Source organism: Priestia sp. JV24 (genome assembly GCF_025910025.1).
GTDB lineage: Bacteria > Bacillota > Bacilli > Bacillales > Bacillaceae_H > Priestia > Priestia megaterium.
The window spans coordinates 584,583-610,341 of sequence record NZ_JAPCIN010000012.1 but is presented as its reverse complement, the minus strand read 5'-3'; the positions used below and the strand labels follow the sequence as shown (position 1 = coordinate 610,341).

Here is a 25,759-nt window from a genome sequence, read left to right as displayed (position 1 = left end):
TCTATATTGGTTCTTAAAAATAATGATTTTCATATACTATAGAACCCGGAAAGCTAATCTTCTTTTGGAACTCAACCTTCAGAAGTGGAGAGAAAACACCCTAACTATTTAGAACATAGTTAGGGTGTTTTCGTTTTGGTAACACTTACCCCCAAAAAGCTACTGGTGCCTAAATCAGTAGCTTTTTTGATAACGTAATTAGAAGTTAGTATAGATAGTACTTCACATCATAAGTAGTTTTCTCAAAATAAAGGTGAATATTCAAATTAAAGATCTTGTAAATGAATTTGTATATTGCACAGCTTGATGTAAACTAGAAAAGCTTCTAATTTCTTCCATTTTTATCCCTAAACTAACCATGGTTTGGGCAATCTCTGGACGTATGCCACTAATAACGACTTCAATTCCCAATAACTGTAGCCCAGCTATTACTTTAAAAAGTTGATCGGCTACCATTGTATCAATAATTGGAACAGCTGATAGATCTAAAATAAGCCACTTTAATTTATACTGACTTCCCTTTTCTAAGGCACTCTCCATCAAATATTGTGCTCGTTTAGTATCTAAATCACCTACTAGAGGAAGGATACCTATTTCTTCTGTCATACGGACAACGGGAACAGATAACTCATCAATGGCATATTGAGCATAATTTATTTTTTCACTGTAATCTTTCACGTATGATTTACTTACGAATTGGATAGCATTGTCTACAATGCTATTAAAGTGAGAAATGATTTGATAAAAAGCATCAAAAGAAAAATCATTACTCTTTGCTTCTTCTTTTATTATTTCTCCAATAACATGTCGATAATGACTAATCTCCTCTAAGGCTAGGTTTAAAGGAAGTCCGTGATCAACTAATAAATTAGCCATATTGTTTCCCCACTGTTCCATGACCTCATTTGCTTCCCCTTTTTCCATCAAAAGAGAATCGGCATAAGTGGTAAGAAGGTCAAAGCGAAAAGTAGTCAACTCCGTATAGGTATTATGAGACTTTGCAAGATCTTGTCTTTTATTTTCAGCTAACTCTTCTTTTCTTTCTAGAATGGTCTCTCTAATATCATATAATTTTTCTTGATGTATATAGTGCAACGGTGTCCCTCCTTTTATCTTAAAAAACAAATAGTCCTCTAATAGATGAGGATTAGAGGACTAAGCATATTGAAAAGTGTATTGATAATGATGAAATGGTAAGTTACTTATATTTTTTATTTAGTTGTATAATGCCCTTAAATCATAACATATCTTTATGACAGGACTATGTCAGACAAGTTACAACATATGTATAAAATTAAACTTTTTTACATTATGTTTACGTTCAGAAAAAACGCCTACTTGTTCATGATGATGGAATCCCAAAACCAGTATATGATGGCTACCCCTACTGCAAATATAAGCATCTTACGATAATTCCATATTGGATCAGACCAATTTCCTTGAAGCTTATAAGAGGTATAAAGGAATAGGGTTGCTACGACACAATAGGTAAATAAGTAGAGAATACTGAACTTCTTAGGCCATTTATTTAGAAATAGCTGCAGTGGTACGGCTGCAACAGAATAAGCAATGATTGTAATAAGTGAGATCATAAAAAATGCAATAACAGCTCTATAACTAGGCTCAATGATGATAAGAAATATGGAATAAGAGACGCTAGAGCTAATAACTGTTAACGCATGATATGGTAAAAGCTCTTTAAATGTCAATGAGTAAACACATCCTTCTTGTCTATTCTACGGATGTATATTATATAAAGGTTAAAGCTAATTAACTTTAGTTTTTTTATTGAGTTTTTTTGATAAATAAAAACAAACTGATCCAGCACCTGCTACCTTACAAAATGGAATAAATGCATAGGACGGTGCGATTAAAACAATAACGAACAAATAGGCACTTATAGCAAACTTTAAATTAGTTTTATTGATTAATTTGTGCATATTCCATCATTATTATGCCGTGTATATAATCGCGAAGAAAATAAAGCTCCTACCCAATATGAGCTAGAATGGAATATTATATATCATTAAGGAGAAAAGTTAGCCTGCCAAAATAGATTGTTTGGAAAACTAACTTTTCAATTATAGAAATAATAAGTATAAATGTTACACGTTTTTCTTTATTAAACGAGTGTTCTTATGAATCTGAACGTTTGGATACGCAATTCCACCTAGAATGATGATCACACCGATCCATTGAAGGAAGGTGACGGTTTCGTGGAGAACAAGTATAGACATAATTACGGCCGTTGGTAACTCTGATGTCCTTAGAATCGTGCCTAAGCTTCCCCCTATTTTAGGCATGCCAATATTAAATAAAATAGGTGGAACAAGTGAACCAAAGAATCCAGTAAGAAGACCATACATGAATAGCCCATCTGTAAGTACATCGTTTATAAGAAATACTGGTGGTAACGAAATAAATATAAGCAATGACGCTCCGGTTGTCATAATAGCGCTTTTATAAATAGGATGCACAGGTATAGTTGTGTTCCCACTTATATAAATAAAGAAAGCAAAGGAGACAGCAGCAAGCATCCCCCAGCTGATTCCAGCAAAAGAAAAAATGATACCCGTTTGCAAAAAGCCAGAAGCAAGGACAGAACCGAGAAGAATAATTATCGTTGAGATGAAGCTTTTTCGACTTGGTGCTTCCTTAGTAAAGACATATTGCAAAACAATACTTATCCATGTAAATTGCAGTAGTAGAATGATAGCAAATGAGGCATTAATATAACCAAGTGCTTGATTGTAAAAAATACCCGTTAGTCCCATCGTTATGCCTCCTATGGCCAAAGTAAGCCAATGTTTACATTTTAAACGGTCCTTTGGAACAAAGATTGCAATAGCCTACAACATGATAGCACCAAAGAAATATTGACTTCCTGTTACTTCACTTAGTCTAAATCCCTCACTGTACCCTAATTTAACAAACGTTGATACGACTCCATAAGAACAACCACCCAGAAAAACAAGTAAAGCATAGTTCGAAATTTTCATTGTTAAATCCTCCCTAAAATACAATAAAGCCACCCATCTCAAATATGAGATGGGTGGCGAAAAGTAAAAGAATAAATTCAAACGAAAAATCCACCTGCTGTAAACAGACTTTTACAGCTTTTAGTTATTTTAATAACTTATATTATAGAATTCCCACTCCTAAGTATCAAGCTGAAATTTAGAGGAGACGATGGAAGAATGATAATTTCCGGTAATCTGTTTTACGTTAACTAAGGTTGTTATCATATATAGTAGGAAAATAGAAAAACTCCCTGTTCATATAGGGAGTTTTTCTATAGGCTAATGAGATTCTAGATTGGAGATACTTTTCAGTATCCTGAGTAGTTTGCTCAAACGTTACAATAGATATGCAATCTTCCCTTAGAAAATTTTCATTATTTTATCTTTCATTAGTATATTGTACGATCATGCCGTGGCTTTATAAGCCATCTGGTTTAACTTTAGAGACACCCAAGGCAAGATTTTTCCACAAAGTTTGTTCAACGACTTCGGCGTCCAACGTATGACAATCAACAATGAGTTTAACTTCCGAATGTTTGCCGCGTAAAAGCCGTTGGTTTTTCCTGATTACTTTAAACATAAATAACTTAATTCCTAATCCTAAGATAAATCCGATAAAAGCACTAATAATTCCCCAATAAATAGGGCCCCAGTTTAGTTTAAAACCAATACTTGTACCAATAACTGAAAAGGCTGTGGCTAGAGCCATTCCTAAATCAATAAGAGAAACCCCATCTGCTCGATGAAGACTATCAAAAAGCCGGCGATTTTCTGTGCGATTATTAAGAGAAACAATAAATATATCTTCTTTCTTTATGCCTTTTTTTCTAGCTCTGAAACAGCTAATTCTATGTAACTGGAGTATTCAAATGTAGAAAAAACCTGCATATTTCACTCCACCTTTTTTCCTTTCACAATACAAAAGCTTGGATGTTGATACGTTTTCTCGAAGAAGTTTTTCTGTTCTCTTTCGACAAGTTTATTATTCTCCACCGTATTTATATAAGAGTCAAAGGTAGCAAAACCATATAGGGAAGGGAAAAATAACAGCCATTCTTTATTTAAAACGGCAGTAGCCTGTTTTATTTCTCCTAAAAATAGAAGAGAAATTCCTTCAAGCAAGTGAGAATAATAAAAGAAAACAACTGCCCAGATAATAACAAAGAAAGCAGCAATGATCCGATGAATATAGAGTTGTCCTAGACCTGGCATTACCAAGGACCAGAAAACGGACAGGATGGGATTCCGTTTGTCTAAATAGTTTATTTCCATAGCGCCTATACTGAAGGAGTTGAAGTTATGATTTTCTCGTTCAGCTAATACGTATATTTTATTTAAATCAACCGTTGTTCGGTAACTGTCCCATATAGCAAAAATATACACGGGAATATAAATAAGAAGCCACCTTGTATTAAGCACTTCTTTGGCCATATCAATATTTCCTTGAAAAGAATAAATCATCGCTAAATTTACATGAGATTTAATATTTATGACGACTTCCCATATAAATAACACAAAGCCGCGAAGGTATTTAGACAGTAGTAGGTGCCCAAACCCTGGAAAAGCCGCTGACCACCAAGCGATAATATAAGGGTTTCTTAAATGGATTTGAGTCGTTCCAAATATACTGACATGAGCAATATAGCGTCTTGCAGTATTGTCGTTTTTATAATTATTCATTTACAATCTCCTATGGATTTATCTTCTATAGATTCGAAAAAAATATACTTGTTGTACCCATTATCCATATTTAATATGCTCTTATTTATTTATGCTGATTCAATCAACTGATATACATCTAATCCTTTGTTATTTTTAAGGACATTCATTACATGAACTAAAAATAAATAACGTATAAAGCCTAAAAACGAAAAAACTACTGATCCTGTTTCAGTAGTTTTCCTAGTCGTTTAAATATAGATGTTAAACTGATGCTCTATTACATCTTGGATAGTTTGCTCAAATTATAAAAAGGTATTCATTTATAATATTTAGAGACTTTGGAAAGATAAAAGTAGGGATATTTTTCACGTGTATGTAGAGAGGAGAGAACAATTTTTTTGGCACATCCTTCTTATAATGATGTACAACAAATCCGTTATGAACTAAAGGCAGCTGGATATGAACACTGGCTTCATAATAATTTATTTACATGGCAATGGTGGATTCTACTTATAGCTACTATTTTCCCTTGGATTATATGGGGCTATCTTGTTAAGAAAAAAGACCGTCTACATGTATTTGCATTTGCGATGTTCATAGGTATTGTTTCGAGTATATTAGATGTAATAGGTGCAGATATTCTATTATGGGGATACCCTACAAAATTATTTTTTATGGTGCCTCCTTTATTTCCTGCAGATTTAACTATTATTCCAGTTGTATTTAGTTTAGCTTAGCTTACCATTATGGAAAAGCGTGGAGGAGATATACTGTATATAGTATAATCATTTCCTTTTTATTTGCTTATGTAATTGAACCCTTTTTTGCCTGGGCAAATATGTATCAAAAATATAACTTTCATCATTGGCTTTCTCTTATTGGGTTTTTCTTAGTAGCATTAATAGGTAGATGGCTTATTGAAAGAATATTACCTCTAAGAAATTAATGTAGGGCATTTTATGTTCTTCAAAACATTTTTGATACATCACATTATGTTAACCGGATCTGTATATTGTATTCATTTCAAGCTTCTTTTTTAAGAATAAAATAGTAAAAAGAAGAAATTCCCAAACTGATCAATATAATAGGTAGCACAATCATTGTATGTTCACCTTCTTTTTCATAATGCCTGTTTGGATAGACGTTTCAGCTGTTACTGGGGAGTCAAAAAATACTCTTTTTAATTTTTTATATTCAAAGAAAAGTAAAGCTATACTCATAAAGGTTAGCAATATGGTAACAGAACGAGCTGGTATCTCAAAACAAAAATCAAGAATAGTAATATTTACTGTGATAGGTAAATAAATAATGTTTCCTAAAGTTGCTGTCTTTGGAATTACTAATAATAAGGCTGCTGTTATTTCTCCAAAAGCAATAAAAAGATTATAGGTATCCGAGTATCCAAAGAAGTGCCAAGCCAATTGCATAGCTGAGTCCTTTGTCGAGTCATATATAAAGTCGCCAGTAGAAAACTGGCCTGGATAGATTTTGGCAATGCCATAAATCAAGAAAGTTAATGCTAAAGACCATCTAAATGTAGTGATAATTGTCGTTCTAAGCTTTTTTAGAAATGTACTTCTATTCATTGATTTTCCCACTTTCTATTTTCGTTTTAATAAACCTATTTTGTATTTCTTTGCTAGGGACGAGACAATTTTCTTTTTTTCCAAAGAATCGATATCGATTTTTTGCAATAAAACGGTACGCTCTATCTCGGATTTTTTTAGGTATTATCCGAAAGAGAATGAAAAACCTTATAGGTCCGGTAAGCTTATTTATGATATGTAAGATTGCTGTAGATTCCGTATATATTTGACCTTTATCAATTAAGATAATGGAATTCAATTGCATATTATTCGGATTGTCATTTATTATCAACGAACGTGCTAAATCTGATTGAAGAGACAAAAATTTAAATATGCCTTTAGGATCTCTTTTTATCACAAATTGGACCCAATGATTACATACGTTACATATACCATCAAACATAATAATAGGTTGATTATCTTTTTTTACCTTCAATATATTTCATCCCTTTAGTTAATTGTAAATATTTTCTACAATTAATTATAATACGAGATTTAATAAAGCTCACCTAACAATAATGTAAGACGGGCTTACAATTTTGTTAGGTGAGCTTCATTTTTTTGTTAAGAGTGCCTAGAAGGCACATTATGTAACTAAAGATGTATATCATAACAGCTTAAAAAGAGAAAAAACGATCCGTGGGAGTTGGATTGTTTTCTCTTAAGGAAAGATCAGGCCGATAGTTCCTTAGTGTATTTTATATTTCTTACTTTCTATTTTTTAAACTTAACGTTGATGTAGAGTAACATCAGATTTCTTAAGCTTTGCTCTATTTTTGAAGAAAGCTACAATAAGGAGCAAAAGAGGAAGTATGACTTGAAAATGTATATTTAAAGAAAATGGTAGTATTTTAAGCGCTTCTTGTATAAGTTCTTCATAATTATTTGCTAAGCTTAGAGAATAAAGTAGAATAACAAGCCCTAAGGGAAAGCATATCTTAGATGGAGATTTAATTTTAAATAAACTTGCAGCACCTATTACAGTAGCGTAGAAAAACACACTTATTTTAAAAAATCCCCCAATAACTGCTGTAAGCATGAAAAACACGTCAAGACGCTCTAAAAAATCAGCCACCTGAATACTTTCTACTGTACTTAGAAGAGGAAACTGTGAGCGAGCAGTAAGACTTACTCCCAATACACTGACATTTATAATCATGGTAATCATTAAATTGATACCTGTTAATCCAATAGCGCTTAATCCAATTCCTTTGCTCATGTTTTTTACATACGGTAAAATCATCAAAAATACAACCGTTTCTCCAAATGGAAAGTATATATTTTGAGTCAGAGCAGATTTTAAAGGAAGCCAGATACCTTCTTCTAATACAGGTTGTAAATTTGTAAAATCAATTATACCAGCACATACAATAAGAATGAGTCCAGAAATAGCAGATAGGTAGAACAGAATAAACAGAAGTTGACTGGATCTTGCCAAAACTTCGATTCCTTTGCTTACGGTATAGATAACAACAAGCACCAGTAAGGCATTTACAATAAATAAAGGCGTATCTGGATAGGCAAATGTCAATAACATGTCTCCAAAATCTCGGATTACTCTGGAAGCAATGTTTGCAAAGTAAAAAATATAAAGAAATGAAATAAAACGACCAATCCACTTCCCCATGATCTTTTGTGTAAATTCGACAAGTAATAAGTCAGGGTAGTAACGGTAGAGTTGATAGTAGACTAAAAATAGAAGGAAACCGCCTATCATTCCAAACATAATGGAAAGCCAAGCATCTTGCTTCGCTTCTATAGCAATAGGAAGAATAAAAGCACTTCCGAATTCAAACAATATCATTAAGGTAAATAGTTGACTTCCACTAATCTTTGCTTTTTCCACTAGACTATTACCTCCTGTTGATAGCTACGATCTCTTTTAAAATCATTAATATAAGTGATGACTATATTTTGTCTAAATAATCAAGTTTCAAAGGAGAAATATCCATATTTGAAATCAATAAGCCCTGGGGACTATTAATCATTTATTTTTTTAATTTAAAGTACGCATATGCGCTTAACATGATAGCTACCATCACTATACAAGTAAGAGGAAATAGAATTGTGTTGATAAAATGATCATAAAACCAAGTATACAAAAAAATCACCTCACATAATTTACATCCATTTTGATATGTACTAGTAGCTTATAATGGTTCAAGGGGCTGGAATATTTATATTATTCAAAGAGTCAGCAAACAAACCTGTCATGCTTTCTGCTTCCTTCTATTTTTCAAGAATGCAACAAGGAAAAGCAGAATAGGAATAACCGCGAGGAAGGGAATTTGCAAGAAAAACATCTCTACCCCTATTCCTTCATGAAGGTGCTCTTGAAAATTGCTAGAAATCGTCAGAGACATAAAAAGCACGATTAACCCAATAGGGTAAGAAAGCGATGAAGGTGATTTAATTTTAAATAAGTTGGCTGTTCCTATCATAGAAGCATAGAACAGTACACTGATTTTAGAGAAGCCACCAATGACTAAAGCAAGCATAAAAAACACATCAAGCCGTTCTAAAAAATCTGCTACCTGAATGCTTTGTACCGTACTAAGAAGAGGAAACTGTGAACGTGCAGTCAAATCAACTCCTAGTACACTAATATTAATAAGCATGGTGATAGCTAAATTAATCCCACTTAATCCTGTTGCACATAACATAGTCGCTTTTGCCTTCTTAGGATTGTTTAAATAAGGTAAAAGCATGGTAAACACAATTGCTTCACCAAAAGGAAAATACAAGGTTTGAATAAAAACGACTTTTAAAACGGGTAAAATCCCTTCTTCAAGTACTGGTTGTAAGTTTTTAAAATCAATTAATCCTGAACACACAATTAGTAGAAACCCTGTGACAGCAAGTACATACATAAATATAAAAAATATCTCGCCTGATCGAGCTACTATTTCAATCCCTTTTCGAACCGTATAAATAATAACTAGAATTAGTAAAGCATTGGCAATAAATAAAGGAGTATCAGAATAGGCAAATGTCAACAACATCTCTCCAATGTCACGTAAAACCCTTGCTATATCATAGATGAAATAACAGATGTAAAGAAAGGCCAGTACGCTTCCTATTGCTTTACCTAAGATTTTTTGCATATATTCTGTAGGTAAAAGATCTGGATAATACGAATAAAGTTTATGATAAATTACAAATAGAACCAAGCTACCAAGCATCCCAAGTAAGATAGCCAACCATGCGTCCTGTTTTGCTTCCATTGCGACAGGTAACAGTAAGGAAGTACCTAGTTCAAACAGAACCATTAGGATAAAGAGCTGACTAGCACTAATTTTGGCTTTTTCCATTCAACCGGACTCCTTTTCGATTTTATTAAAGCGATTTTCTGTTTCTTTTGAATTATTCTTTGACCTTTTCGTCACTTGAATTCCTTTTTACATTATGTAGTAGAAATTAAGTTTACTTTAAGGTTCTTTCTGGAATAAAATTATTCTTTGCCCGGTTAAGGATTTCACTAGGAATCTCAATGTGAATGACAATATTCTATATAAAAATTAACTAGTTCAATGTGTTCTTTCCATGCTTCTTCCTATTTTTCAAGAAAGCTACAAGAAGAAGAAAAGGAGGAATAATCCCAATAAGAGGAATGTGTATAGTAAACATTGCCACCTTCAGTCCTTCGTGGTTATGTTCTTGAACATTGCTCGCAATGGTAATAGACAAAAAGAGAATGATTAGCCCCAAAGGATACGATAACCTTGAAGGTGATTTAACCTTGAATAAATTTGCTGTACCTATGACAGCTGCATAAAATAACAAGCAGATTTTAAAGAAGATAGTGATAATTGAAGCAAGCATAAAAAATACATCAAGCCTTTCTAAAAAATTAGCTACTTGGATGCTCTCCACTGTGCTAAGAAGTGGATACTGTGAACGTGCAGTTAAATCAACTCCCAATACACAAACATTAATGAGCATTGTAATAATTAAATTGATTCCACTTAATCCACTTGCACATAGCATGGTCACCTTTGCTTTCTTAGGATTATTTAAATACGGTAAAATCATGGTAAATACAATGACTTCTGTAAATGGAAAATACAAAGTTTGAGTAAATACCACTTTTAGGACAGGAAATAAACCTTCTTCCAAAATAGGTTGTAAATTTTTAATCTCGATTAATCCAGAAGATATAATTAATATAAAACCAGCAACCGCAAGGACATACATAAAAATAAAAAGCAGTTCTCCGGATCGAGCTATGACCTCAATTCCTTTTCTAATTGTATAAATAATGACAAGCATTAATAATGCATTGGCAATAAATAAAGGTGTGTCAGGATAGGCAAAAGTTAACAACATTTCGCCAAAATCACGTAGAACCCTTGAGGCATCGTACATAAAATAAAGAATGTAAACAAAAGCGAGTACGGTACCTAATACTTTCCCTAAAATCTTTTGGATATATTCTGTAGGCAAAAGGTCAGGATAATAGGTATAAAGCTTGTGGTAGATTAACAATAGAACGAAACTGAATACCATTCCAAGGAGAATTGCAAGCCAAGCGTCTTGTTTTGCATCTATTGCAAGAGGTACCAGTAAAGCGCTCCCCAATTCGAACAGAACCATTAAGATAAAGAGCTGGCTAGAACTAATCTTAGCTTTTTCCATTCAATTGAGACCTCCTTTTCGGTTTTATTAAAGCTTCCTTTTGCTTTTTTGAATGGTTATTTAACTTTCTATCGCTTTTGAACGTTATGTAATAAAGATGAGATTTGTTCTAAAGGTAACTCTAATGTAGAGACTATATTCTACATAAAAATTAGCTGATCAACTATGTTTACTCCCATGAACCTTTCTTTTTTGTAAGAAAGCTATAAAAAGAAGGATAGGAGGAATTATGGTGAATAGAGGAATATGCAGAATAAACTTGGCTATATATAATCCTTCATGGAGATGTTCTTGGAAATTACTCGCGATTGTGACAGATAAAAATAGAACAACAATACCTAAAGGATACGCTAACATTGAAGGTGATGTAATTTTGAATAAGTTAGCTGTTCCTATGGTGGCTGCATAAAATAATATGGTAACCTTAAAAAAAATCCCAATCACCATAGCAAGCATAAAAAACACATCAAGCCGTTCTAAAAAATCAGCTACCTGAATGCTTTGTACCGTAGTAAGAAGAGGAAACTGTGAACGTGCAGTCAAATCAACTCCTAGTACACTAATATTAATAAGCATGGTGATAGTTAAATTGATGCCACTTAATCCTGTTGCACAAAGCATAGTCACCTTTGCTTTCTTAGAATCATTTAAGTACGGCAAAATCATTGTAAACACAATAGCTTCAGTAAACGGAAAATATAACGTTTCAGACAATGCAACCTTTACCGATGGTAATAACCCTTCTTCCAAAACAGGTTGTAAATTTTTAATCTCGATTAATCCAGAAGATATAATTAAGATAAAGCCAGCAACTGCAAGGACATACATAAAAATAAAAAGCAGTTCTCCGGATCGAGCTATGACCTCAATTCCTTTTCTGATTGTATAAATAATGACAAGCATTAATAATGCATTGGCAATGAATAAAGGTGTGTCAGGATAGGCAAAAGTTAACAACATTTCACCAAAATCCCGTAGAACCCTTGAGGCATCGTACATAAAGTAAAGAATGTAAACAAAGGCAAGTGCAGTACCCATCACTTTCCCTAAGATCTTTCGCATATATTCTGTGGGTAAGAGGTTAGGATAATAGGTATAAAGTTTATGATAAACTAAAAATAAAACAAAACTTCCTAACATACCCAGCAGAATTCCAAGCCATGCATCCTGTTTAGCTCTGATGGCGAGAGGTACCAGTAAAGCACTCCCCAGCTCAAACAGGACCATTAAAATAAAGAGCTGACTGGCACTAATTTTTGCTTTCTCCATTTAACTGGCACCTCCTTTTCCTTACTTTTGATTCTCCTTTACTCCTGAAAGAAACGATTTATTTCGTAAGCCAGCTCGACGTACATAGGCTTCTACTGCGATATCTACATCTAACTTTGGAAAGTAGACATCATTCCATTCTGTTTTTAATTTTTTAAATTGATTCGGTCTAGTACGGTGAACTACTTCGCCAAATCCCAAAATATCCGTTTTGTTTTTTTGTGCATGCTCAATAGCTACCCTTAGCTCTTTTTTAATTTCTTTCCTCACAGATTGTTCGATTTTTGTAATAACCTTCGGATTGGTAATATCAACAGGTACCTCCATGTCGCCGATATCTCCTTCAACACGTGTATGAATAGAAATATGAGGTTTCCCATTCTTCACTTGCGCAGATACACTTGTTTTTTGTCGTACACTTTGATAAGCAATAGCCTCTTTCTTTCCTGCCCAATCAATATTAATATCCGTTCCTTGAATTTTATCGAGGATCCATACCGTCCCTCTTGCTGGTTTTCCATACAGCCAGTCCACTAGCTTCCCCTGTTTTAAGACAGCAATTCCGGAAGCACGAAGCGTTGCCGCGGGTGCACTTTCCTGAAGGTTATCTAGCTTTTGTGCTTGCTGGGGATTACCAACTAGACGAAATCCTGATACGACAGTTCCTCTTCCAGGGGACTCAATGCTCTTCATCACTTCTTGGAGTGATGTTTTTACATTCTCTCCCCACTTTCTTTCCGTAAATTCTAAGGTTTTTAGCACTTTATTCGCTGGAATTTTATCAACTGGCGTTAATGTTTTGACAAGGTCAGCTGCGGTGGAGTTTCTCGCAATCACAAGAGTGGAAGTATTTCGAAATTCCGGATCCCGATCTAGACCATCGATTAACGTATTAAGCCCTTCTTTTCTGGCCAGTCCTTCCCCAACTACGACTAAGTTTGTATGAGCATAATACAATCGTCGAGAGATTCTGCCTGAAGCCCGTCTACTTGCTTCTACTATATTATCCCCTGAAGCCGAATAGATGGTAATAGGAGGGCTTTGACTGCCTCCTCCTCCTTGCATACCTCCTGCCACGTTTCCTGGATTAATAATTTGAAGTGTTAAGTGAAATCTTCCATCTTTCGTTTTGTCGATACCCATGGCTGATACAATAGCAAGGTCCGTTAATTCTTTTTTACTCCAGCAACTTGTAAGCAAGAGCGTCATTGCTATCATTAATAAAAGAAAAACCCCTTTACGCTTCATTGTTGTTACCCTCTTCAAAATCGCGATTCACCATACCTCGAGATGCAGGAGGGTGTGGGTGTTGATTTGTCCCTTCTCGAATCGTATTAGCAGTAATTAATCTCGGTCTTTGTCTCAGTGACCACCATGGTAATCTCACAACGGTATCTCCATTGTTTACGGGGATGAAGGGAGCAAATGGAGCCATATAGGGTACTCCAAATGATCGTAAGCCGCATAGATGGACAACCATCATTAAAAGGCACAAAATGATGCCATAGAAACCAAATGTTGCTGCACCAATCATAAATAAAAAACGAATTAAACGGGCCGAAATCGCCATATCAAAAGATGGGGTGGCAAAACTAGCAATGGCTGTGATTGATACAATAATAACCATTGCTGGTGACACAATACTTGCTTGAACGGCTGCTTGACCAATTACAAGGGCCCCGACAATGGATACGGCTGAACCAATAGCTTTAGGTAAGCGTATCCCTGCTTCGCGTAAGATTTCAAAGGTTATTTCCATAAGCACGGCTTCCACAAACGCGGGAAAAGGAACGGATTCCCTCTGTGCCGCAATAGCTACAATGAGCATGGTCGGAACCATTTCTTGATGGAAGGTTGTAACGGCGACATAGGTAGCTGGCGCGATTAACGAAATCATAAACATAAAAATACGCAAAAGACGAATTGAGGTTGCAATGTCAAAACGAGCATAATAATCTTCAGCCGATTGGAAGAATTGCATGAACACAGCAGGCGCAATCAGCACAAATGGGGTTCCATCCACAAATATAGCAATTCGCCCTTCTAACAGGTTCCCTGCTACAACGTCAGGTCTTTCCGTGTTGTACATAGTTGGAAAAGGAGTCAATGTTTGATCCTCTATTAGTTGTTCAATATATCCTGATTCCAAAATGCTGTCGATATCAATTCGATGTAATCGCTGACGAATTTCTTTGACGACTTTATCATTGGCAATGCCATGTATGTACATAAGCGTCACATCCGTCTTTGTTACACGTCCAACTTTTAAAGACTCCATCCATAAATCTGGGGTCTTAATGATGCGGCGTACCATAGCTGTGTTGGTCCCAAGAGACTCGGTAAATGCTCCTTTTGGTCCTCGTACTACCATTTGGGTAGTAGATTCCGCAATGGAACGCTTCTCTCCACCTTGGGTACTAGCGCTCAGTGCCTGATCTACTCCATCCACTAAAATAAGAGTATCTCCTGCCATTAAAGATGCAAATAAATCATCCAAGTTAGTGATGGAAGATATGTTTCCAATTGTCATTATATCTTTAGAAAGCAGGTCTATCGCATTTTGCTGATTTATTACTTCTTTATGATCATCCTTCATCATAGATTGCAGTAGATACTCTTGAATTGACTGATTGTCTACAATTCCTTCTACATAGACAATCGCCGTTTTAATGTCAGAATCCCCCCCCATTTTTATCTCACGAATAACAACATCTGAACTATTTCCCGTTTTCTGCTTAATTATGTTAAGGTTGCCTGATAACGAAATCTGTATCCGTTCTATTTGATGATCAGTAGGTTGATTCTCGTCACCCTGTGGCCGTTTCTTTTTTGGTTTGCGATCTTTAAAAAACGAAGGCATAGATTTAAGCACCCTTCTTTCAGTTTTTATTACTTTAACCATATAAGAGTTTTTTATGTAAAAATTAACAATAAATATTTATGTATCATTATAGAAGAAAGGGAAGAACCTATTATATGGAGCGTGATAGATATGAAAATCATAGGTATTAGCCTTTTAATGTTGGGATGTTTAATGGGCTTTTCTTTAGGTATTGATATGGTTCAAGGATTTGATGTTTCTCAGGCGTTGTACAACGCTGTGAGTCCATTTAGGGTAATGGAAGTCGCTGAATTATTTGTACTCTTTTTTCTTCTTTTTCTTTTTTTTGCTGAATCTTTATATCTTTTTATGAAGAAGAAAAATCAAAGCAAGTAACCATATACTCACCCATTATCATTTTTAAAAATAGGAAATGGACATAATGGTAATTTAGTTCAGGCTACCCGTTTCAATCAGTTCTTTCGTTAATCAAGATTCATATAAAATAATTCATCATCTGTGTTATTTAGTTGTTCATTTATCCATTTCCTTACATTATTCATTCTGGAATCAAAGACCATTTGAAAGAGACCGGTTAACTGAAAATCGGTAAAATGACTTCTCTTTAATTGGAGAAAAGCCTCGTGATAAGAAGAGAAATGAAGCTGTTTGAATAAGAAATCATCCATTGCCTCTCGAATATATTCTTCATTTTTCCAACAATTCATGGGAACATGAGCAAATTGCCAAGGCCTAAAGACGCTAGGATAAATAGCTTCAACTATTTGAAAAGGGGAATAACCTAAAAGCGTAAAGGCGCCACCTAAACCATGTTGTCTAAAAAAATTAAAATTAACTTGAAAGGGTATTTCTTCCATATGGATCTTCATTTTTTCCTCTATTACATATCTTACTGCCTCAATAGCTCTTCTCTTTCCTTCTTCTCCCTCCCAATATTTATCAGGAGTTTGTTGGAATTGCCAAGGTTTAAATTTTCCTGGATAGGCATTATCAATGACTTCATAATAATTCCATCCATATAGCATAGCAGGGGGTCTGAGACGATGAGACCACAATGTATTGGCGCCTACTTGAAAAGGAATTTCATCGATCGGAATTGATAAGTGTTGCTCAAGTAAATAGCATGTCATATAACGCATGTATTTTTTTCCTTCATTACCTGCAAAGAAATAATTAGGAAATCTTTTTCTTCTCTTGTCTAGAACATCTTGATAAATTTCAATGACTTGTTCTTTATTCACTATCGAAAGCCCCTTTTGAGAAAGCGATTTTTTATTATTATGTATAATAATGGAATTTGTATGCAAGTGGAGCTAAATCTGTATAAGGTATATATTAAAAAGACAACAAGCTATTAAAAAATGAACTACACCCCAATTGTTAGATAAGAACTAATAATGGGGGTTGGAGATTATCCTTTTTCTTAGCGAGTTGTTCTTTGTCTTGTGTTCGAGGTGGTTGTTTAAGCCATTTATGATGGATCATGATATCAGCTCCATCTTTCGCATATCGACCGATCTCAATTGATAGCCTTTGATGATCGACAACGAGATCACTTCGTTAACTTGTAGCTGCTGCGGTTGCGTAGTTACCTGTTCCTGCTGCGCTCAAAAAATTCATTTGAAACATCGCTAGTCGATCCGAGAAGATAGATGTCGTTAAGTCACTAATCGCAATATCATGGGGAACCGGTAGTCGAATATGATTTTCTAGAAGTGCTTCTCCAAATATCTGCGCATGTTTTTCCGAGATTTCAGTCTCCCTTAACATCCAATTTTGAATCTTTTCTCTTTGAAATGTTTGAGCAAAACTAAGAGCTAGCTTACTGCCACTGATATGGGTTTGGATGTTCATATATAAATGCGATATTTCAATGGCATCCAAAGAAGGCTCTTTACTAAAAAATGAAAAGCCACTAAGATAGCTTTTGCTGTCTACAGTATTCGGTTGGGTGGGGTAAGAAATATAAGAGGCTCGAACAAAGAACCCTTTGCCTATATAGGTAAAGGGTTTTTTAAATTTATCGGAATAGAGGGAATAAGTTATTAGTCTGGCCAGATTTGTAGATTCATATACATATATTTTTAAAAATGAATGTTAGGATTAAACATTATCTTAGAATATAACTTTATTTAAGTTGTGTTGTTATTTAGGTAAATGCTAAAGTGTTTTTTATATTATTTATGTTTTAATATTTATACTTAGTGACGACAAATTAGTTCCTTTTCTACAGGATGTGTAAAATTTAACACTATTTTCAATGGAATATGTTAAATATTACTTTTCTTAATAAGATTAAATTATTTTTATATCAAAATTATTATATATTTTAGATTTACATCATTTTTTATAAAACTATAAGATTTGTATATAACAATCAGAAAAACAATATATTTGCTGTTACTTTAAGTAAATGATAAAAATTTAGTTTTAATAAAAGAGTTTGATCATTTACTTCTTATTAATAATAACGTTTATTACGTATTCGTAATAAACATTAAAGTGATTTGGTCGTTTTGTTGTGAAAGAAACAAAAACTCGTTATACTGTATACAAATCAGGGAGGAGTTATTATGGATAAACGACAGCAGTTAATGAGTGAACTTATGGATTTGTGTAATGAAATAATTTGGCGTAATAAACCTGAAGTAGAATTGGCCTTAAAGGACTATACGTTGAGTGAAATAGAATTAATTGAAAATATCTCTCTAATCCCAAATGCAAATGTAACAAAACTTGCAGCTGCAAGCTACATGACTCGAGGTGCTATAAGCAAGCTTACCAAGAAGCTGATAGCTAAAAATATTATAGAGAGTTATCAAAGTGTCGCAAATAAAAAGGAAATATATTTTCGACTAACAACCCATGGACAAAAAATAAATGATATCCATCAAAAATTACACCAATCTTTTCTTGAACGTGATAAAGAAGTATTTAAGCACATGACCGATGAAGAATTTGACACCATTTTTCGTTTCATTGGTCGATATAGACATCATCTGAAAAATATCACTGAGTAAGTGGTATTTTTTTATGCCGCTTTATTGTTGACGAGGAAACAATAAAGCGGTAAACTTATGTTTGTTTCTTAAGAAACAATAACTTCAAAGGAGAATTATCATGGATACTTCAATAAATAAACATGCCCTAACGTTTGGGCTTATCACTGTCTTCTTAATGGGTCTTGGATTGACTATAGTTAGCCCCGTTTTACCTTTTTTGGTAAAGACTTATACTAGTGGTCCCAGCGGTCAGGCTACTGCAGTAACATTACTTACGTCTATATACGCTCTTTCTGTCTTTTTGGCTGCCCCAGTTTTAGGTGCGTTAAGCGATAGGTATGGTCGTCGTCCAGTATTAATTATTAGTCTTATCGGCTCTGCCTTTGGTTATTTTATCTTTGGACTTGGAGGTGCACTGTGGATTCTCTTCCTTGGCCGTACCATTGAAGGTTTGACAGGTGGCGAAATTTCAGCGATTTTTGCTTACTTTGCAGATATTACCTCTTCAAATGAACGCACTAAGTACTTTGGTTGGATTAGTGCTGTTGTTGGGGCTGGCACTGCTCTTGGCCCTATAATTGGAGGTGAACTTGCGACTTTCGGAAACAGTGTTCCTATGTATGCTGGTACGGTTATCACATTGCTTAATGCCATATATGGCTATTTTTTTATGCCTGAGAGTCTTGAGAAGTCCAGACGCTCTTCCAGTATTTCTGTTAGAGAGCTTAATCCATTTATACAATTATCCAAGGTTTTTTCCTTTAAATCTGTTAAATGGCTGTTAATTGCTGGGTTCCTAGTTTGGATTCCTAACGGATCATTACAAGCTATCTTCTCTCAGTTTTCAATAGATACCTTTGCATGGCAGCCTATATTTATTGGTCTGACATTTTCTATAATAGGCGTACTTGATATCTTTTCACAAACAATCATTATGCCACGATTACTCAAATTTTTGACAGATAAAAAAATTGCTCTTTTAGGCATGATAAGTCAAATTATTGGTTTTATCCTTATTTCAATTTCAGCCCTTACAGCTTTTTATTTCGTCTTTATTGTTGGGATGATTTTCTTCGGCCTGGGTGATTCGGTCTTTGGGCCATCATTTAATGGTATGCTTTCAAAATCCCTTAGTGACAGTGAGCAAGGGCATATACTAGGGGGAGCTCAGAGCATTCAATCTCTAGCTCGGTTAATTGGACCAATTATTGGCGGTCAGTTGTATTCAGTAGTTAGCCACACTACTCCAGCCATCATGGGTGTGGTATTGATTGGTATCTCTACTCTCGTTTTATCAAAAAAGCATCGTTATATTTAATAAAAAACAACCATTAAACAAGAATAGAAGAACTGCCTCTTCACCGATGGGAGTTTTTTCTGTTTTATAACTGTATACCTTACAGGCATTTAGTTAACATAAACACTCTTCCGGAACACACGCAAAAAGAGAACCCTTAGAAATGAACTGAACCCAAAAAGTTAGACAATTTATATTTAAGCAACGTAGTTGGCATGAGTACGGTATTCGACTGGACTCATGCCTTTCAATTCTCTCTTAATTCGAGTGTTATTGTAATAGTGTATATATCCTTCTAGTTCTCTCTCAAAATGGTCCATATCTTTAAATTGTTGAAGATATAAAAGCTCTGGCTTCAGTTTGAAAAATAAATTGATAACAAGAAAATAAAGGTTTCTATAATGCCGAAGTTTGCGTTGAATCAGGAGTTATATGAAAAACAAAAGTTAATTTTGTCAGCGAGCATTTCTCTGCATTTTAAAGTCTTTGATTAACTAGGTTTTTATTTATAAATGATTGTGACGAGAAAGCAACTTTCTATTTGTACGGGAGGTGCTTTTTCGTTTCTTATAAAAATATAAAAATGGAGGAACGAAAAAAAGCTCAATTTCTCTAGTTTAATACTTAGGAATTGGACCTTTTAATATTAGAATTCCCTTAACATTGTAAATCCGCATTTCCTGACCCTACCCCTTTTAGATAGAGGAGAAACTACTCTTTTGTATCCCTTTCATATAAATATAAAATATAATCAGTCATAACACCGGGATGGCCCAATTGCCGTAGCATAGCTGTAATATTGCCACGATGATATGTTCCATGATTGACAACATGTTGTACTACATCAGATAAACGGGTTTCGAGTCGTCCAGCAATTGAAGTTTCCAGCACAAAGGCGGTTTCTATATCTTCTTGAGGATTGAGAAATGCTTTGTACCTGTCAGATAAATCGAAAAACATCGTTTCTACTTCCTCGATCCTTTTCGTTTCAATCTGTTCTCTCAATTGATTAGCCGACGCAGATGCTTCATCAAACTTTTCACCAGAAATACAATTTAACCATATGTTGTCAGAGACATAAATGTGCGCCATCACCTTTGATATAGAAGAAAAAACGCTCTGAATTTCCTTTTCGTAAATGTCCTCAGAAAGTTCTTTTAATCGGTCGAAAATTTTTTGGTTTACCCATACATGGTAATCGTACAATTTTAATGAGTGATGTGACATTTGAAACTCCCCCTATTTCCCAATTCATTATCGACATTACACAAGGTATCAGTAGTCAACTTAACTATACTTCTATAAAAATATCCTCCAGACCTTTTATTTAGAGGAGTTTTTTGTTCACTTAATATGAATTATAAGAAGTAACAAACTTTTAAAATTCCTATTATTAAAGGTTTTGTATATTCATAATTCAAATGTTGTAAAAGAAAAGAATAACTCTTGCCTTGTTATATTCTTTAGGACAAAATACAATACTGAGATATTTTCTCACCATTTTTATTCTGATTTAAAAACCTACTGTACTCTTGTTTGCACAGTAGGTTTTCTATTATAGAAAAGCGTACAATTCAATCACAGTACAAAAGATGGGAAAAGGAATGATTAAATACTGAATAATGGTAATTGTTATCTTTGTGTAAAATCTAATAACTCTTCTTATAGCTGTAAATAGATAAAAACATATTGACATTTAATTTCAAACTAACTATGATGATATACATTACATACACTTTAATTTAATAAACAAAAGCTAAGATAGGATCTTAAGTAATCCTAATCTCCCTGTTATAGAGAGCTGATAATTGGTGGAAGTCAGTACAAAGATTAGAGATGAAATTCACTCCTAGAGCTTCCTCTTCTAATGGTATTTTAGAGAGGACGGATAAAACCGTTATGCTAATTAAGAGGTAAGATGTTTTTACAATATAGGGTGGTACCGCGAAATTTTCGTCCCTGCTGAATAATTCAGCAGGGACTTTTTTATGTTAAAAGGAGGGCATCATGAAAGAAAATACTGCATCAAAGAATACGTTAAAAAAGCAATTATTACCGCGGCACATTCGAATGATTGCTATTGGAGGAATGATTGGAACAGGGATTTTCAAAGGGAGTGCTGATACAATTGGATTAGCAGGACCTTCGGTTATCTTTTCGTATCTATTTGCTGGACTATTGCTTCTCATTGTAATGGGGGCTTTGGCTGAAATGGCTATTGTATACCCATCGCACAATATGAAAGATCTAATTCAAAAAGCTTTTGGAAGACGTTTTTCTTTTGTAACGGGAGCTACTTATTGCTTTATGTGGCTTACTGTGTGTGTTATTGAAGTCATCGCTGCAGGTAGTTTTCTGCAATATTGGTTTTCTTCTATCCCTTTATGGATTCTTTGTCTTATTTGTTCAATTGTACTTATTTTAATTAATGCTACAAGCGTAAAGTCTTTTGGAGAAATTGAGTTTTGGTTTGCTGGTATTAAAATCTTTGTTATTATTGCTTTTATTTTATTAGGTATAGCGATACTATTTGGAATTATGCCAAGCAATAATTCATCTTCTCATTATCTTCATAATTATAGTGATTTTATACCAAATGGCTGGAAAGCCGTTTTCTCTACATTACTTGTAGTCATTTTCTCGTATGGAGGATCAGAACTCATTGGTTTAACTATTACAGAAACGAAAGATGCTGAAAAGGTATTACCAGGGGTAGTTAAAGGCGTTATGTGGAGAGTAGTTCTGTTTTATACTTTGCCTATTTTTATTATCTGTGGCTTGATACCATGGGATAAAATTGATGCAAATGCTAGCCCTTTTGTGCAGGTATTTGAAACAGCCGGGCTTCAAGGTGCTTCTCATGTTATGAACTTTATTTTATTAACAGCTGTCCTTTCAGCAGCCAATTCAGGTATTTATGGCTGTACAAGGATGCTTCATTCTTTATCTCAGTCGGGAGATGCTCCTAAAAGTTTGTCCTATGTAAATAAACAAGGCGTACCTGTTTACAGTTTAGCTTTCAGTGTCCTATTTTTATTATTGGGAACGTACCTCGTATACTTATATCCTGAAAAAGCTTTTTCTTATTTATTAGCTATTCCTGGATTTACAGTTTCTCTTATATGGATTAGTATTTGCTTAGCTCAGCTAAAGCTACGTCCTCAATATAAAGAAAAACCATATTTTAAACTTTGGGGCTTCCCTTATTTAACGCTCTTTGCCGCATGTACATTAATTATTAGCTTCATAGTCTTTCTCATAGACAGTGCGAATAGGTTAAGCTCTATAGTTTGTGTAGCATTCGTTCTTGTAATGGTAATTCTTTCATTTTTCAAAAAGAACACCAAACCTACTTCTCTTGAAGTACCGAATGATACCAATTAGATTTTACATTCTTCAAAAACTTAAATCAAAAAAAGATACTTTATAAAGTATCTTTTTTTGATTTATAGAATCACTTGCTTCATTTGAGAGCATTTTTAGTGATTTAACTCACGATTTGTTTTTGGGATTTTTGCTCTTCATTCCAAGCCTCTAAGGTTTCATGCAAGATACTCTTTGCATCTTCTTATAGCTCTTTTCGCTGTGAGTGTCGTTTATTCCTTTAGCGTAATATGCCATATTCGTTTTGAGCAATTCTTTCATTTTCTGCATAGCTTGTAGATTAAAATAAGCAACATCGATTCCCGTTAAGTGCCCAAAATGGTGATGTACGATTGTGTTTGACATACCTTTGTTATCCACACTGTAAATTCGTTAATCATGTTAATTAACTCACGAATGTACTTGTTTTTGTGATGATCAAACTGTTTGTACGTTTCCTTTACTTTGCTAAAATCAATCCATTTCTTTAGTTTAATCATAGGCGGATTAGTGCTCAAAAAATATGCGAGTTCTTGCAGCTGATTACTGATCCTCAGCCATGTTTCTGCTTTGATTTCTGTCACTTGGGTAGGTTGATACTGTGGCACATACTTGCAAATAGTGGTGTAGAAATAAGCAAAAGCTTCATCAGCAAAATAGACCGATTCTTTATTCCAATACTTTGCATTGTACTCCCCTGGTTTCACTTCTATATAATAAGCATTTTCGACCTTGTCCACACTGGTTATCATTTCAAAAGGAGATTCCATAGTAACACCTCTTTTTTAGATAACGTTAGTATGTCCTTTTTTATTAGTGATTTACCTAAAAGTTACTCCCAAGTTAATATCATGTGCTTTTATTTTTTTTAACCATTTATAAAACATAGGTATGATTGCCTTTCCTTTGAATAGGTTAGTTGTACAAAACCATATAGCCGAAAGGAAGTAGCAATTATGCATATAGAAATGAATATCTTATTTACTTTAGGTTCTTTACTGGGTTTATTAGCAGGTGGAGGACTTCTCAAATTAGTAAACCATCTGGCAAGGGGAAGAATCCAATTTATGTATGCTATATGCGGTGGAATCTTATTGGGCTTATTGTTTTTTGATATCCTTCCGTCTACTTGGCATCTATATGATTTAAGAGGCGTTTTATTAGGGATTGTAGTCGGATATATCATCATGCTATGCATTGACCTCTTTTTGCATAAACAAAACAGCGAAATTTCACCCTTACAGGCACTTATCTTATTAACGGTTGCTATCTTTTTTCATAATGTCATCACAGGTGTTACCTTTGGAATAACAGATATGCACCAATCAGCTTCTGTATTCGCAGCTACCCTTTTACATCAGGTCCCAGAGGGGATGGCAATTATGACAGTCCTCTCTATAGCAAAAATACCTAACACCTTCTTTTTACTAATTATAGCCATTCTGTCGCTGTCTTTAGGAGGCAGTTTATTCATTGGTGAAAGTGTACAAGTTTCCTCACTTAAACTACAAGCTTTGTCGACTGGCGCAGCAATCGGTACACTGTCTTTTGTTATCTTTCATGAAATAATTGGAAATACCATCAAGCACTTCAGGAAATTGCATGTATGGCTATTAATTTCGCTAGGATTCGTAATTATTTATGTTTATCAATATTCTCTTTCATTATTTCATGGCCATTAGAATGATTAAATTTAAGTGTCAAAAAGACACCTACAATTGTATGCAGCTATACCTCACTGTGATCATTTATAAAAGAAGAACATTTCATAGAATGTTCTTCTTTTACATTACTTCCTAGGGTCATGATTATGGTAACTAGAAATAACTGCTTAGAATCCATATTTCATTCTCTTATATATAAGCATCTGTATGTTACCACTCTCTCCACTCTTCTGTGATATCCTCTTCAGTCTCTAAGCCAGCTGCATTTGCAGCTTTGATGATAAACTCGCAAAGTTCTTCTCTTTCTAACGTTTCAATGAAATAATCAAATTGTTCATTTAACTCATTTAATCCTATAACTATCTCTTGTACATATTCTAAGATATCTTGTTCTGACATTTTATCTACAGAACCTTCAAGTCTATTAATATAAGTATCAAGGATTTCATCAGTGGCTTTAATATTCTCTACAGTGAAAATCTCATCATCTTCCATTCTTTGTTGCCAAGCTGCTGTCGGTTTATTATTTTTTAGTTCTTCCATCATTGTATTATCACCTTAATCTTATTTGGATTTCCATTTAGCTATAAGCCTAATGCTAATCTGATTATATAACAAAATTAACCTAGAAGATTGTAGATACCTTTTTTATTTTTAGTTACTGTGAGACAGGTGATTATGGATATAAAAAATGTGCTAATTAGTGGATGAATCCTACTTTTCACTTAAATAAAAGGTCAATTTCTTCTCGATCATAATCCAAAATCCAATTATTATATTCTTCATAAAGAAAGCGTATAGATTCTTTACTTGAGGCTAAGACATCACATCCGCGATCATCATACAAATGAAAAATCTTTTTTTTAGAGAGATTAATAAAGTAAATATCATAACTACTTTGGGAATTACTCTTCAGAATAGTAGATGGATGAGCAAAATCTTCATAATTAATAGCCTTTAAAAGTTGCGCATATCTTAATTCTGTTTTCTTACAAGAAAGTACATAGCGATGAGTCAAAGATTGATCATCGTCTTCGTCTTCATCCTGAAATACACTCGGCACACAGTGATGGTTTAATTGATATAGCCGCTGTTTATCTTTTATGTATTTTAAATAAACGTTTAAAGGTCTTTTTTGAAGGAAACGATCTTTGTTCGTAGTATGCACATCCGTAATAAAAAGAATCTCATCTCCCTCTTCAAATACTCTGTGAAATAATGTGATTGATCGATGAAAAGCTTGATTCAAACAATCTTTTTCGTGAGATGAAATTAATGGATCTGATATTTCAAAGCGAATGCTATATTTCCACGAATAAAACAGAGCTGGACTTAAAGTTAATCCTTCAAAGTATTTTTCTAAAAATGAAGGTAGAGTGTTAGTGCTCATGTATTTTTCTCCAAATTTTTTAGTTTTTA

Annotated in this window: 25 protein-coding genes, 2 pseudogenes and 1 other annotated feature; of the genes and pseudogenes, 6 read left to right on the top strand and 21 right to left on the bottom strand. The window is 34.1% G+C overall.

Going from position 1 to position 25,759, the window contains the following annotated elements; all coding sequences use genetic code 11:
- Positions 1-261 precede the first annotated feature (261 nt).
- The 6 genes and pseudogenes from OK414_RS08780 to OK414_RS08755 all read right to left on the bottom strand — a co-directional run bounded on the left by OK414_RS08780 (position 262) and on the right by OK414_RS08755 (position 4,700).
- On the bottom strand, positions 262-1,095 hold the full coding sequence (locus tag OK414_RS08780) for an STAS domain-containing protein (RefSeq protein WP_216874854.1): 834 nt from the start codon (positions 1,093-1,095) through the stop codon (positions 262-264).
- A 239-nt stretch (positions 1,096-1,334) separates the two neighbouring features.
- Positions 1,335-1,709 (bottom strand): UPF0715 family protein, encoded by a 375-nt coding sequence (locus OK414_RS08775; protein ID WP_216874852.1) that lies wholly within the window; start codon positions 1,707-1,709, stop codon positions 1,335-1,337.
- A gap of 396 nt (positions 1,710-2,105) precedes the next feature.
- The gene (locus tag OK414_RS08770) at positions 2,106-2,840 is read right to left on the bottom strand and encodes an EamA family transporter (protein ID WP_370881286.1); all 735 of its coding nucleotides are present in this window, start codon (positions 2,838-2,840) and stop codon (positions 2,106-2,108) included.
- A 9-nt stretch (positions 2,841-2,849) separates the two neighbouring features.
- Complete coding sequence (locus OK414_RS08765; protein WP_233335160.1) at positions 2,850-2,999, bottom strand: hypothetical protein; 150 nt, start codon at positions 2,997-2,999, stop codon at positions 2,850-2,852.
- Positions 3,000-3,438: 439 nt separating this feature from the next.
- Positions 3,439-3,908: pseudogene (locus tag OK414_RS08760) on the bottom strand (hypothetical protein).
- Positions 3,909-3,911: 3 nt separating this feature from the next.
- Positions 3,912-4,700 (bottom strand): hypothetical protein, encoded by a 789-nt coding sequence (locus tag OK414_RS08755; RefSeq protein ID WP_216874850.1) that lies wholly within the window; start codon positions 4,698-4,700, stop codon positions 3,912-3,914.
- 380 nt (positions 4,701-5,080) lie between these two features.
- Here OK414_RS08755 and OK414_RS08750 point away from each other — a divergent pair, with 380 nt between their 5' ends.
- A complete protein-coding gene (locus tag OK414_RS08750; RefSeq protein WP_263046011.1) occupies positions 5,081-5,419 on the top strand; it encodes a hypothetical protein in 339 nt (112 codons plus the stop codon).
- A gap of 360 nt (positions 5,420-5,779) precedes the next feature.
- Here OK414_RS08750 and OK414_RS08745 read toward each other — a convergent pair whose 3' ends face one another.
- From OK414_RS08745 to OK414_RS08710, 8 genes are all read right to left on the bottom strand, one after another.
- Complete coding sequence (locus OK414_RS08745; RefSeq protein WP_258357771.1) at positions 5,780-6,268, bottom strand: hypothetical protein; 489 nt, start codon at positions 6,266-6,268, stop codon at positions 5,780-5,782.
- Positions 6,261-6,671 (bottom strand): thiol-disulfide oxidoreductase DCC family protein, encoded by a 411-nt coding sequence (locus OK414_RS08740; RefSeq protein ID WP_263046017.1) that lies wholly within the window; start codon positions 6,669-6,671, stop codon positions 6,261-6,263. The genes OK414_RS08745 and OK414_RS08740 overlap by 8 nt, the downstream gene beginning before the upstream one ends.
- Before the next feature lie 324 nt (positions 6,672-6,995).
- Positions 6,996-8,114: a GerAB/ArcD/ProY family transporter gene (locus OK414_RS08735; RefSeq protein WP_263046010.1), complete on the bottom strand. Its 1,119-nt coding sequence runs from the start codon at positions 8,112-8,114 to the stop codon at positions 6,996-6,998.
- A gap of 364 nt (positions 8,115-8,478) precedes the next feature.
- Positions 8,479-9,579 (bottom strand): GerAB/ArcD/ProY family transporter, encoded by a 1,101-nt coding sequence (locus OK414_RS08730; protein ID WP_176586280.1) that lies wholly within the window; start codon positions 9,577-9,579, stop codon positions 8,479-8,481.
- Positions 9,580-9,790: 211 nt separating this feature from the next.
- Positions 9,791-10,903 carry a GerAB/ArcD/ProY family transporter gene (locus tag OK414_RS08725; protein ID WP_221790512.1) on the bottom strand — a complete coding sequence of 371 codons (1,113 nt, stop codon included), beginning with the start codon at positions 10,901-10,903 and terminating at the stop codon, positions 9,791-9,793.
- A gap of 159 nt (positions 10,904-11,062) precedes the next feature.
- On the bottom strand, positions 11,063-12,172 hold the full coding sequence (locus OK414_RS08720; protein ID WP_263046009.1) for a GerAB/ArcD/ProY family transporter: 1,110 nt from the start codon (positions 12,170-12,172) through the stop codon (positions 11,063-11,065).
- A gap of 21 nt (positions 12,173-12,193) precedes the next feature.
- Positions 12,194-13,420, bottom strand: coding sequence for a Ger(x)C family spore germination protein (locus OK414_RS08715; RefSeq protein WP_263046008.1), 1,227 nt, complete (start codon positions 13,418-13,420; stop codon positions 12,194-12,196).
- Positions 13,410-15,032 (bottom strand): spore germination protein, encoded by a 1,623-nt coding sequence (locus OK414_RS08710; RefSeq protein ID WP_263046007.1) that lies wholly within the window; start codon positions 15,030-15,032, stop codon positions 13,410-13,412. Before OK414_RS08710 ends, OK414_RS08715 begins: the two co-directional genes overlap by 11 nt.
- Before the next feature lie 132 nt (positions 15,033-15,164).
- Here OK414_RS08710 and OK414_RS08705 point away from each other — a divergent pair, with 132 nt between their 5' ends.
- Positions 15,165-15,389 (top strand): hypothetical protein, encoded by a 225-nt coding sequence (locus tag OK414_RS08705; protein ID WP_016763705.1) that lies wholly within the window; start codon positions 15,165-15,167, stop codon positions 15,387-15,389.
- Between the two features lie 89 nt (positions 15,390-15,478).
- Here the strand turns inward: OK414_RS08705 and OK414_RS08700 are convergent, their stop codons facing one another.
- Complete coding sequence (locus OK414_RS08700) at positions 15,479-16,255, bottom strand: hypothetical protein (RefSeq protein ID WP_263046006.1); 777 nt, start codon at positions 16,253-16,255, stop codon at positions 15,479-15,481.
- A gap of 139 nt (positions 16,256-16,394) precedes the next feature.
- Positions 16,395-16,979, bottom strand: a pseudogene (locus OK414_RS08695) (DUF3231 family protein).
- A 608-nt stretch (positions 16,980-17,587) separates the two neighbouring features.
- Here OK414_RS08695 and OK414_RS08690 point away from each other — a divergent pair.
- Positions 17,588-18,034 carry a MarR family transcriptional regulator gene (locus tag OK414_RS08690; protein ID WP_047934085.1) on the top strand — a complete coding sequence of 149 codons (447 nt, stop codon included), beginning with the start codon at positions 17,588-17,590 and terminating at the stop codon, positions 18,032-18,034.
- Positions 18,035-18,134: 100 nt separating this feature from the next.
- Positions 18,135-19,334, top strand: a complete 1,200-nt coding sequence (locus OK414_RS08685) for an MFS transporter (protein ID WP_216874831.1) — start codon at positions 18,135-18,137, stop codon at positions 19,332-19,334.
- A 176-nt stretch (positions 19,335-19,510) separates the two neighbouring features.
- On the opposite strand, the gene OK414_RS08680 is transcribed toward OK414_RS08685, so the two are convergent.
- Together OK414_RS08680 and OK414_RS08675 are read right to left on the bottom strand one after the other, a co-directional pair.
- Positions 19,511-19,672, bottom strand: a complete 162-nt coding sequence (locus OK414_RS08680) for an IS3 family transposase (RefSeq protein WP_370881284.1) — start codon at positions 19,670-19,672, stop codon at positions 19,511-19,513.
- Between the two features lie 352 nt (positions 19,673-20,024).
- Positions 20,025-20,540, bottom strand: a complete 516-nt coding sequence (locus tag OK414_RS08675; RefSeq protein ID WP_263046005.1) for a DinB family protein — start codon at positions 20,538-20,540, stop codon at positions 20,025-20,027.
- Positions 20,541-21,062: 522 nt separating this feature from the next.
- Positions 21,063-21,277 (top strand) — a binding site (T-box leader).
- Between the two features lie 43 nt (positions 21,278-21,320).
- Here OK414_RS08675 and OK414_RS08670 point away from each other — a divergent pair.
- The gene (locus OK414_RS08670; protein ID WP_034652933.1) at positions 21,321-22,697 is read left to right on the top strand and encodes an amino acid permease; all 1,377 of its coding nucleotides are present in this window, start codon (positions 21,321-21,323) and stop codon (positions 22,695-22,697) included.
- 305 nt (positions 22,698-23,002) lie between these two features.
- On the opposite strand, the gene OK414_RS08665 is transcribed toward OK414_RS08670, so the two are convergent.
- Positions 23,003-23,446: a hypothetical protein gene (locus tag OK414_RS08665; RefSeq protein WP_263046004.1), complete on the bottom strand. Its 444-nt coding sequence runs from the start codon at positions 23,444-23,446 to the stop codon at positions 23,003-23,005.
- 186 nt (positions 23,447-23,632) lie between these two features.
- On the opposite strand from OK414_RS08665, the gene OK414_RS08660 reads away from it, so the two are divergent.
- The gene (locus OK414_RS08660) at positions 23,633-24,358 is read left to right on the top strand and encodes a hypothetical protein (protein ID WP_016763697.1); all 726 of its coding nucleotides are present in this window, start codon (positions 23,633-23,635) and stop codon (positions 24,356-24,358) included.
- A 192-nt stretch (positions 24,359-24,550) separates the two neighbouring features.
- On the opposite strand, the gene OK414_RS08655 is transcribed toward OK414_RS08660, so the two are convergent.
- Together OK414_RS08655 and OK414_RS08650 are read right to left on the bottom strand one after the other, a co-directional pair.
- The gene (locus OK414_RS08655) at positions 24,551-24,886 is read right to left on the bottom strand and encodes a hypothetical protein (protein WP_013082643.1); all 336 of its coding nucleotides are present in this window, start codon (positions 24,884-24,886) and stop codon (positions 24,551-24,553) included.
- Positions 24,887-25,061: 175 nt separating this feature from the next.
- Positions 25,062-25,730: a DUF3885 domain-containing protein gene (locus OK414_RS08650; RefSeq protein ID WP_263046003.1), complete on the bottom strand. Its 669-nt coding sequence runs from the start codon at positions 25,728-25,730 to the stop codon at positions 25,062-25,064.
- Between the last annotated feature and the right edge of the window lie 29 nt (positions 25,731-25,759).

Excerpts from the sequence above, each read along its gene's own strand:
- OK414_RS08730 (WP_176586280.1), bottom strand. The coding sequence starts at position 9,579 with ATGGAAAAAGCCAAAATTAGTGCTAGTCAGCTCTTTATCCTAATGGTT.
- OK414_RS08710 (WP_263046007.1), bottom strand. The coding sequence starts at position 15,032 with ATGCCTTCGTTTTTTAAAGATCGCAAACCAAAAAAGAAACGGCCACAG.
- OK414_RS08720 (WP_263046009.1), bottom strand. The coding sequence starts at position 12,172 with ATGGAGAAAGCAAAAATTAGTGCCAGTCAGCTCTTTATTTTAATGGTC.
- OK414_RS08670 (WP_034652933.1), top strand. The coding sequence starts at position 21,321 with ATGAAAGAAAATACTGCATCAAAGAATACGTTAAAAAAGCAATTATTA.
- OK414_RS08715 (WP_263046008.1), bottom strand. The coding sequence starts at position 13,420 with ATGAAGCGTAAAGGGGTTTTTCTTTTATTAATGATAGCAATGACGCTC.
- OK414_RS08685 (WP_216874831.1), top strand. The coding sequence starts at position 18,135 with ATGGATACTTCAATAAATAAACATGCCCTAACGTTTGGGCTTATCACT.
- OK414_RS08725 (WP_221790512.1), bottom strand. The coding sequence starts at position 10,903 with ATGGAAAAAGCTAAGATTAGTTCTAGCCAGCTCTTTATCTTAATGGTT.
- OK414_RS08755 (WP_216874850.1), bottom strand. The coding sequence starts at position 4,700 with ATGAATAATTATAAAAACGACAATACTGCAAGACGCTATATTGCTCAT.
- OK414_RS08745 (WP_258357771.1), bottom strand. The coding sequence starts at position 6,268 with ATGAATAGAAGTACATTTCTAAAAAAGCTTAGAACGACAATTATCACT.
- OK414_RS08660 (WP_016763697.1), top strand. The coding sequence starts at position 23,633 with ATGCATATAGAAATGAATATCTTATTTACTTTAGGTTCTTTACTGGGT.
- OK414_RS08650 (WP_263046003.1), bottom strand. The coding sequence starts at position 25,730 with ATGAGCACTAACACTCTACCTTCATTTTTAGAAAAATACTTTGAAGGA.
- OK414_RS08705 (WP_016763705.1), top strand. The coding sequence starts at position 15,165 with ATGAAAATCATAGGTATTAGCCTTTTAATGTTGGGATGTTTAATGGGC.
- OK414_RS08675 (WP_263046005.1), bottom strand. The coding sequence starts at position 20,540 with ATGTCACATCACTCATTAAAATTGTACGATTACCATGTATGGGTAAAC.
- OK414_RS08765 (WP_233335160.1), bottom strand. The coding sequence starts at position 2,999 with ATGAAAATTTCGAACTATGCTTTACTTGTTTTTCTGGGTGGTTGTTCT.
- OK414_RS08740 (WP_263046017.1), bottom strand. The coding sequence starts at position 6,671 with ATGTTTGATGGTATATGTAACGTATGTAATCATTGGGTCCAATTTGTG.
- OK414_RS08665 (WP_263046004.1), bottom strand. The coding sequence starts at position 23,446 with ATGGAATCTCCTTTTGAAATGATAACCAGTGTGGACAAGGTCGAAAAT.
- OK414_RS08655 (WP_013082643.1), bottom strand. The coding sequence starts at position 24,886 with ATGATGGAAGAACTAAAAAATAATAAACCGACAGCAGCTTGGCAACAA.
- OK414_RS08690 (WP_047934085.1), top strand. The coding sequence starts at position 17,588 with ATGGATAAACGACAGCAGTTAATGAGTGAACTTATGGATTTGTGTAAT.